The sequence below is a fragment of the Roseovarius sp. D22-M7 genome (genome assembly GCF_037083785.1).
Classification (GTDB): domain Bacteria; phylum Pseudomonadota; class Alphaproteobacteria; order Rhodobacterales; family Rhodobacteraceae; genus Roseovarius.
Window position 1 is genome coordinate 1 of record NZ_JBAPKY010000106.1, and the last position, 4,986, is coordinate 4,986.

General features: G+C 65.2%; 7 protein-coding genes and 1 pseudogene. 5 read left to right on the plus strand and 3 right to left on the minus strand.

The window, feature by feature from the left end; all coding sequences use genetic code 11:
- Both V8324_RS20935 and V8324_RS20940 read left to right on the plus strand, forming a co-directional pair.
- A pseudogene (locus V8324_RS20935) lies at nucleotides 1-234 on the plus strand (EamA/RhaT family transporter); the annotation flags it as partial.
- Nucleotides 235-265: 31 nt separating this feature from the next.
- Nucleotides 266-1,588: a site-specific DNA-methyltransferase gene (locus V8324_RS20940; protein WP_336421836.1), complete on the plus strand. Its 1,323-nt coding sequence runs from the start codon at nucleotides 266-268 to the stop codon at nucleotides 1,586-1,588.
- 12 nt (nucleotides 1,589-1,600) lie between these two features.
- Here the strand turns inward: V8324_RS20940 and V8324_RS20945 are convergent, their stop codons facing one another.
- The gene (locus V8324_RS20945; protein WP_336421837.1) at nucleotides 1,601-2,044 is read right to left on the minus strand and encodes a hypothetical protein; all 444 of its coding nucleotides are present in this window, start codon (nucleotides 2,042-2,044) and stop codon (nucleotides 1,601-1,603) included.
- 120 nt (nucleotides 2,045-2,164) lie between these two features.
- Between V8324_RS20945 and V8324_RS20950 the strand changes: the two genes are divergently transcribed.
- Nucleotides 2,165-2,377, plus strand: a complete 213-nt coding sequence (locus V8324_RS20950; protein WP_336421838.1) for a DUF7220 family protein — start codon at nucleotides 2,165-2,167, stop codon at nucleotides 2,375-2,377.
- Nucleotides 2,378-2,643: 266 nt separating this feature from the next.
- On the opposite strand, the gene V8324_RS20955 is transcribed toward V8324_RS20950, so the two are convergent.
- Together V8324_RS20955 and V8324_RS20960 are read right to left on the minus strand one after the other, a co-directional pair.
- On the minus strand, nucleotides 2,644-2,925 hold the full coding sequence (locus V8324_RS20955; protein WP_336421839.1) for a DUF3489 domain-containing protein: 282 nt from the start codon (nucleotides 2,923-2,925) through the stop codon (nucleotides 2,644-2,646).
- A 411-nt stretch (nucleotides 2,926-3,336) separates the two neighbouring features.
- A complete protein-coding gene (locus V8324_RS20960) occupies nucleotides 3,337-3,606 on the minus strand; it encodes a hypothetical protein (RefSeq protein WP_336421840.1) in 270 nt (89 codons plus the stop codon).
- Nucleotides 3,607-3,723: 117 nt separating this feature from the next.
- Between V8324_RS20960 and V8324_RS20965 the strand changes: the two genes are divergently transcribed.
- Together V8324_RS20965 and V8324_RS20970 are read left to right on the plus strand one after the other, a co-directional pair.
- Nucleotides 3,724-4,326 carry a hypothetical protein gene (locus tag V8324_RS20965; protein ID WP_336421841.1) on the plus strand — a complete coding sequence of 201 codons (603 nt, stop codon included), beginning with the start codon at nucleotides 3,724-3,726 and terminating at the stop codon, nucleotides 4,324-4,326.
- On the plus strand, nucleotides 4,274-4,986 hold a 713-nt coding region (locus V8324_RS20970), incomplete at its 3' end, for a phage terminase large subunit family protein (protein WP_336421842.1). The genes V8324_RS20965 and V8324_RS20970, both read left to right, overlap by 53 nt.

The following is a 4,986-nucleotide window of genomic DNA, read 5'->3' on the forward strand; positions in this document are numbered from 1 at the left end:
TTCGTCGCCATCGCGATTCTGGGGAGCCTCGGGATAACGCTGATCGGACAGGCGTTCCGACTGGCGCCTGCCGCGGTGGTCGCGCCTTTCGACTACACGGCGCTGATCTGGGCCACGCTGCTGGGTTGGCTGATCTGGGGCGACCTGCTGGCCTTCTGGACCATCGTGGGAGCCCTGATCATCGTTATGAGCGGCATCATCATCGTCCTGCGGGAGGCCGCTTCGCCACGGTGAGCGGCTGCGTGAACGGCGGAGGGCTGGGACAGTGACCGTCGCCTTCGCCCCCGAGCGGATCGAGCAATGGCCGCTTGCGCGCCTGCAGCCCTACGCGAAAAATGCCAAGCAGCACGGCGCGGACCAGGTCGCGAAGCTTGCCGCCAGCATGGCCGAGTTCGGCTGGACCGTGCCCTGCCTGGTGGGCGAGGACGGCGAGTTGATCGCGGGCCATGGCCGAGTGCTGGCCGCGACGCAGCTGGGGCTGACCGAGGCTCCGGTGATCGTGCTGGGACACCTGACCGAGGCGCAGCGGCGCGCCTATCGTTTGGCCGATAATAAATTGACCGAACTCGGAACGTGGGACGAGGCGCTGCTGTCGGCGGAACTGAACGAGCTGCTGGCCGAGGATTTCGACCTTTCGCTGGTCGGGTTTTCGGACGGCGAGCTGGACAAGCTGCTGGCCTATGTCGCCGACAGCGACGAGGAAGCGGGCGGCGACGGGGGCTCCACGCCGCCGGTGGTCATCCCCGAACCGCCGCGCAACCCGGCGTCGCGCACGGGCGATCTGTGGATCCTCGGCGACCACCGGCTGCTGTGTGGCGACAGCACCAGCCACGAAGACGTCCGCCGGCTGATGAATGGCGAGCGCGCGGTGCTGTTCGCGACCGATCCGCCGTACCTGGTGGATTACGACGGCTCGAACCACCCGACCCGCAACAAGGACTGGTCGCAGTCCTACGGCAATACTTGGGACGACAGTTCGCAGGGCGCGGAGCTTTACGACGGGTTCATTTCCGCCGCGGTGGCCGAGGCGATCACCGAGGATGCCGCCTGGTACTGCTGGCACGCCTCTCGACGCCAGGCGATGCTGGAGGCCTGCTGGGAAAAGGCCGGGGCGTTCGTGCATCAGCAGATCATCTGGGTGAAGGACCGCGGGGTGCTGACCCGGTCGCATTACCTGTGGAAGCACGAGCCCTGCTTCATGGGCTGGCGCCGTCCGAACCGACCGCCGAAGGTGGCCGAGCAGACGCTGCCCTCGACCTGGGAGATGCCCAGTTTCACGAAGGACGAGCGCCCCGATCATCCGACGCCGAAGCCACTCGACGCGTTCGGCATCCCGATGCGCCAGCACGTGGCCCGCGGCGGTGTCTGCTACGAGCCGTTCGCCGGTTCCGGATCTCAGATCATGGCGGGCGAGGCCAACGGTCGCCGCGTCTTCGCGATGGAAATCAGCCCCGCGTATGTCGATGTGGCCGTCGAACGCTGGCAGGCCGAAACCGGCAAAGACGCGATCCTCGACGGTGACAGCCGGACCTTCGGGGACGTGAAGACGGAGCGCCTGGGTGAAGGCGAACAGAAGGATGCGGCGTGATGCAAGCTGCGGTCAGTTCCCGTCGAGCAAGTCGGCGGGGATCATTTTCTCGGCCGTCTCCATGTCCCAGGCTTGAGCCGCAACGCGCCAGCGGCCCTGATCCTTGACCAGCAAGATGGCCTCCACACCGCGCTTGGGTTCGGAACCGTTTTCGGACATGCCACACACCCCCATCGCGATGGCGACGTTGCCGAATACCCGGACCTTGGTATTGAGAACGACCTCCTCGAGACTTTTCAGCTCGCCTGCAGCAACACCCTTCATTCGGTCGATGAAGGCGTCGACCGATTTTGGTGCGATCGGTCGAGCGGCGGGAAAGAGAGTTGCATTCGGCAGAAAGTCATCCGCGAAAGCCGTCCAGTCCGCGGGACGGTCTGCGGTCCAGCTGATGCTCTCGAATTGGCGTGCGATGACCTCACGGATCGCTGCGACGTCGTCGTTCGTGTGCTCCGTCATGTCGAAACTCACTCCTCTCGGATTGCGTCAGTGCAGACTAATCACTCCGTCGGCTGGAGGTCCATGGAAGGACCGGAGGAGAGAGCGTCTCGGCGAACACGAACGGAAGGATGCAGCCTGATGCAGACGCGCACCATGTCGATGATCGAGGCGATCACGAACGTGGTGGTCGGCTACGCGGTTGCTGTGCTGACGCAGCTGGCCGTATTTCCCCTGTTCGGCCTCGAGGCAGCTCTTGACGAACACCTTGCCATTGGCCTGGTCTTCCTCGGCATCTCGTTGATCCGCAGCTACCTTCTGAGGCGGCTTTTCGAGGCATACCAGCTGCGATGAAGCTGGGGTCAGCTATGCAAGACTTATCGGTCGCTTTGCTCAACCACGGAAGTCCGACAACCCATTGCTTTCTTTGGGAAAGGGCGGCGGTGACGCAGGGAGGAGGAGAGCGTCACCGCCTTGGATCGAAAAGCTCAGGGAGGAGGAGGAGCTATCGATATCCCTACTTGCAAAGTAGCCTTAAAATCCACGGTCGGAAAGAAGTTTCGCTGCAATGCAGCATGACGGCCTGTGCATAGCTTAAAAATTAAGCATCTCCGGTGCGATCACAGGGCTATGCGATAGCAACGACCCCTTCCGTCCACCTTCTCCGAGATGATCGTCAGTCCGAGCCTTTTCTTGAGCGCTCCCGACATTGAGCCACGAATCGTATGCGGCTTCCATGCAGTGACGTCCGCGATCTCGTCGATGGTCGCGCCTTCGGGGCGGGACAGCATGTCGATCATTGCCTGCTGCTTGGTGCCCTTCCGGCGTCGGACAGGCTCGAGCACAGTCGAGGTTTCGGCCGGAACCGCCTCGCTCGTGTCGTCCGCGATCCCGAGCGCCATGTAGGCCAGCGGCGTCGCGCGCAGGGTGATGGGCCCGCGCTCTTCGTCATGCCGCCAGACAGTGTTGAGGTCGGTCGCTTCGATTTCCTCGATCAGCCCGCGTTTCAGCAGGCTCTTGCAGACATTGCCGACCGCGCCGCCCTTGAGGGTGGTGGTGACGGGGAANCAGCCCGCGTTTCAGCAGGCTCTTGCAGACATTGCCGACCGCGCCGCCCTTGAGGGTGGTGGTGACGGGGAACACGGCGCCGTCGTCGCGCGCACAGGCGGTAGACAGGATGACGGACTGGGCGTCGGACAGCTGGATCTGGGTCATGGATGGTCTCCGGTTTCGGCTCGTGCGACATGCAGGAGCTTCTACCGGGTGAAGCCCGCCATCGCGGCGGGCCGCTCAAGAAGGCTGGGTCGAAAGGGTCACTCGGCGAATTCGCCCTCGTTTAAGGCACTGTCGGTGATGCGCTTCAGCAGTTCGGCGTAATGACCGAGGGTGCCTACGTCGCCCCAGCTGATCTCGTCGGGGTGGGTCTCGAAATGATCGTCGCTGAGCGCCTGCAGGCGGGCGAGCCGTTCGTCGATTTCGGCCTTCTTTGCAAGGAAGGCGGCGAGCGCGGCCTCCTTGTTCTTTTGTGCCTTTTCGGCGCGCAGCTGGTGGCGGGGCGTGGTTTGCGGGTTCAGGCTGGTCATGGCGTGGCTCCGTGTGGTGAGTTGCATCGTGCTTGTGTCATCAGAATCGCTCCGGCGCGGACTGTAATCAACGGAAATCGCAGCAATAACATTGCTTTATATCGCGCGGGGTGAGCCATGCAGGGCCTGAGCGAACGCCAGTATGCCGCCCGCGTGGGCCTGTCGCGCGGGGCGATCCAGAAGGCCAAGGAGGCCGGGCGGCTGGTGCTGCACCCTGATGGCAGCATCGACGCCGAGGCGTCCGACACGCGCCGCACCGAGACGACCGACCCGTCGAAATCCCGCGCCGCGCCAAAACCGCCCGCGACCGGCAAGTCCAAGCTGAAGCCCGTGCCCGAGGCCGCCGTCTCTGCGGTGGGGGACACGCTCAAGGAGCAGGGAATGGCCGCGCCAGCCGTCGGCGGCGGCACGACCTTCCTGCAGGCCAAGACCGCGAACGAGGTGCTCAAGGCGCAGGAACGCCGCATCCGGTTGCAGAAGCTGAAAGGCGACCTGGTCGACAAGGCGCGCGCGGAAACGCTGATCTTCCGGCTGGCGCGCGAGGAACGCGATGCCTGGGTGACCTGGCCCGCCCGGGTGGCCGCGCTCATGGCCTCGGAACTGGCAGCCACCCTCGGCGAGGGGATCACGGTGGAGGCGGCGGTGATGCAGAAGGTTCTCGAAGCCCATGTCCGCGCCCAGCTCGACAGCCTCGCCGAGATCCGCAGCGGCCTTGGATGACGATGTCGCGGGGTTCGATGGCGCCAACGACCTGCTGCGCGCCTGGTCGCGGGGCCTGCGGCCCGACCCGGACCTGACCGTGTCAGAGTGGGCCGACAGGCACCGCTGGCTGTCGTCGCGCGCCTCGGCGGAGCCCGGGCGCTACAAGACCGCGCGCACTCCGTATATGCGCGAGATCATGGATGCGCTCTCGCCGGTCAGCCCGGTGCAGCGGGTGGTGTTCATGAAGGCCGCGCAGGTGGGTGCCACGGAAGCGGGCAATTGCTTCATCGGCTTCGTGATGCATCACGCGCCGGGGCCGATGCTGGCGGTCCAGCCGACGGTGGAGCTGGCCAAGCGCAACTCGCGCCAGCGGATCGACCCGCTGATCGAGGAAAGCCCGGAGCTGCGCGAGCGGATCAAACCGGCGCGCTCGCGCGACGCGGGCAACACGATGCTCTCGAAGGAATTTGCGGGCGGCATCCTGATCATGACAGGGGCCAACTCGGCGGTGGGGCTGCGCTCGACCCCGGCGCGGTACCTGTTTCTCGACGAGGTCGATGCCTATCCGGCCTCGGCGGATGAGGAAGGCGATCCGGTCAGCCTGGCCGAAGCCCGGTCGCTGACCTTCGCGCATCGGCGCAAGGCGTTGTTGATCTCGACGCCCACGATCCGGGGGCT

What these genes read in the sequence shown, in the direction of transcription:
- V8324_RS20945 (WP_336421837.1), bottom strand. Translation starts at nt 2,044, where the DNA reads ATGACGGAGCACACGAACGACGACGTCGCAGCGATCCGTGAGGTCATC.
- V8324_RS20950 (WP_336421838.1), top strand. Translation starts at nt 2,165, where the DNA reads ATGCAGACGCGCACCATGTCGATGATCGAGGCGATCACGAACGTGGTG.
- V8324_RS20955 (WP_336421839.1), bottom strand. Translation starts at nt 2,925, where the DNA reads ATGGCGCTCGGGATCGCGGACGACACGAGCGAGGCGGTTCCGGCCGAA.
- V8324_RS20960 (WP_336421840.1), bottom strand. Translation starts at nt 3,606, where the DNA reads ATGACCAGCCTGAACCCGCAAACCACGCCCCGCCACCAGCTGCGCGCC.
- V8324_RS20965 (WP_336421841.1), top strand. Translation starts at nt 3,724, where the DNA reads ATGCAGGGCCTGAGCGAACGCCAGTATGCCGCCCGCGTGGGCCTGTCG.